1 protein-coding gene is annotated in these 3,193 nt (G+C 60.4%); it reads left to right on the top strand.

Annotated elements, in window-relative coordinates:
• Nucleotides 1-67: 67 nt before the first annotated feature.
• Nucleotides 68-3,193, top strand: a 3,126-nt coding sequence (locus AC33YF_RS13370; protein WP_491777708.1) for an adenylate/guanylate cyclase domain-containing protein, incomplete at its 3' end; no start/stop codon positions are given.

Here is a 3,193-nt window from a genome sequence, read left to right as displayed (position 1 = left end):
TGGAGCGCGACATCCTAAGAGCGACATTCTAAGATAAGCACCTTGAGAAATTTGTCGCACAATTGACATGTCCCAGCTTCGCTTCCGGCTGGAGCCTCGTTCATTGACCGCATCTGCCACCATACTTTCCGCTTGGCTTGCCAAGCATGGGCTCGCTGGCATCTTGCCGGCTTTGGACGCGCATGACGTGGATCTCGAGGTGCTGCACGAGCTTTCCGAGGACGACTTAAAGGAGATCGGACTCACCCTGGGCCAACGCCGGCGTCTGCGGCGGGCATTGCGTGAGGACGGCACCAAATCTCGGGTGTCATCAGAGGCCACCTGTTTGGACAATCCGCCAACCATGGCCGACGTGGGCGCGGAGCACCGTCATGTAAGTGTGATGTTCGTCGATCTGGTCGGCTCAACAGCGCTTGCCGCACGCACAGACCCGGAAGAGATGGCTTTAGTCATTTCACGCTTCCAGGATGCCGTATCGGGTGCGATTGGGCGTTATGGCGGACACATCGCCAAATTCATGGGCGACGGGGTTCTTGCCTATTTTGGATGGCCGCGCGTGCGAGAGGACGAGGTGGAGCTGGCTCTACGCGCCGGTCTGCAGGCGCTGGATGCAATAGCGAAGTTGACGGCGCCTGATGGCAGCGTGCTTGCCGCTCGAGCCGGCATTGCCAGTGGCTGGGTGGTGGTAGGTGATCTGATTGGCGACCACGAAGCTCGCGAGCGCACCATCGTTGGCGAAACGCCCAACCTTGCCGCCCGACTTCAATCCGCTGCTCAACCGGGTGAGTTGATCGTGTCCGATGCCACGCGGCGCCTTGCCGGAGATCAGTTCCGGTACGAGACGCTGGCTCGTCTCGAGCTCAAGGGTTACGCCACACCGGTTCAGGCGTATCGGGTGGTCGGCGAAACCGCTTCGGTGAGCCGATTTGAGGCGCACACCACTAAGGCAGAACGTCGACCGCTGGTCGGCCGTCACACGGAACTGTCTCTGCTTATGAACTCGTGGCGGCTGGCGGCGTCGGGTGAGGGGCAAGGTGTCGTCCTGGTTGGAGAAGCTGGGATCGGCAAATCACGCCTGACGAGCGAGTTGTTGAGCCACGCCTGGGAGATCGAGCACCGCCGCCTACGGTTCCAATGCTCGCCTTTTTTCGCCGACACGCCACTCTGGCCGGTTGCGCAACAATTGCGCCGCGCGGCAGGCCTTGACGAATGCGACGGAAGATCAGGGATCGCACCCGAAGCGCTGAATGCCCGCTCCGCCGATGGAGGGCGGCCATCCCCAATCGATCGACTTGCAGCATTGATGGCGCTCGGTGGCGGAACGGCAGAATATGCATTGCCGGCGGTGGCGGATCTGGTTGGCCTAAGAGCCCAATGCAGCGACGAATTCCTGGCGCTACCTGCGACCCGCCGGCGAATGCTGGCGCAGAGCGCGTTGATCAAACAGGTTCTGGGGTTAGCGTCGAAGCAACCGATACTCATGGTCCTCGAGGATGCTCATTGGGCTGATCCGAGCACGCTGGAGCTGTTCGAGCTGCTGCTTGAAGATATTGCTGAAGAACGCGTCATGGTCCTTATCACGTCACGTCCCGACGACGAGCCTCATTTCGCGCGCTCGAACATGACGCGGCTGGCGCTGAGCCGGCTGGGGCCCACCGCCGTCTCGGAGCTAATCGAAAACGTTATGGCTGAGACCCACCCACCGCGTGAGATGGTCGAGGAAATTGCTGCGCGCACAGACGGTGTGCCGCTCTTCATCGAAGAAGTCACTAAAGCGGTGATGGAAGCCCTTGACGATCCCGCTGGAGGCTACGCTCCGATCCCCGCCTCACTTCATGACAGTCTCATGGCCCGGCTCGATCGCTTGCCTGGTGTGCACGAGGTTGTGCAGATCGCCGCCTGTATTGGACGAGAATTCGATCGCAAACTGCTTCTATACGCCTCCAATCTCGGCGATGAGGTCGTCAACGACGCGCTCGAGAAACTACTCGACGCAGAACTCATCTTCCGCCGTGGCCGCGCCGATGAGGACGCGTTTGTCTTTAAACACGCGCTTGTTCGGGATGCCGCCTATATCAGCCTTTTGCGTTCGCGACGCCAATCGATCCATGCCGCAATCGTCAGCGCGCTCGAGGGGGCGCCGGGTGCTGCGCCCTCGCTGATCGGCCATCATGCTTCGGAAGCAGGAAATGTCCCACTTGCGGTGACCGCTTTCACCGAGGCAGGACGGGAAGCAGCACGACGGAGTGCCAACCAAGAGGCAGTCAGTGCATTCAATCGAGCACTCGCCCTTGTGAGCGCGTTGCCCGACGATGAACAACACGCGCGCACATTCCAACTGCAGGTCGACCTCAGCGTGCCCTTGATCGCGGTCTGCGGTTATGCGGCCCCCGCGGTCGAGGCGCTGCTTACCGATGCGCTGGTGGGGGCAGAACGCTGGGGAGACGCCGAGCAGGTATTTAAGGTCAAACGTGGCCTTTGGAACTGCATTTTTGACAAGGGCCAGGTCCAAGAGAGCCGTCAGCTTGCTAAAGAGCTTGTCGAGATGGCGGAGCACGCCCAACGTGGTGACTGGTTGCGACTTGCTTGCCGCGCGCATGGTTCAAATCTGTTAAATGAAGGACAGCTCATCAAGGCGCGCGCAGCATTGGAGCGCGTGGTCAGCAGCACGGAGCCATGGTCGCCGGAAGCAACGTTGTTTGAGCATGGCGAAAACCCGGTCTCGGTCAGTCGGTGGTATCTGGCCTGGATTACAACGATGGAAGGCGACGTCGATGGCGGCCTCGCACAGGTCGACGCCGCGGTCGAGGAGGCAACGGCGCTGGCGCTGCCGATCGCAAGCGCCTTCGGGCGCTCGATCCGAACCTCCATCCTTTATCTGAGGCGCGACGTGACAGCCTGCCTCGAAAACTCAGAGGCCGGATTAGCGATTTGTGAGGAGTATGGATTTCCGTTCTGGTCTGCTCATAACAAGATATTCCTCGGCTGGGCGCGTGCGCAGTTGGGCTACGGTGAGCCTGCACTTAACTTAGCCATATCCGGGGTTGAGGACTGGAAAGCAACCGGAGCTGGGTTGCACATCTGCACCTGGAACTGCATAGCAGCAGAGGCTGCACTGCACGTTGGACGTACCGAAGTTGCTGACGAGCTTCTTGAGGAAGCCAATAATGCCGTCCGACGGACGGGTGAAGCG

The organism is Methyloceanibacter sp., from assembly GCF_058506495.1.
Note: the sequence above shows the minus strand (reverse complement) of the source record. Positions and strands in the feature narration are given on the sequence as shown.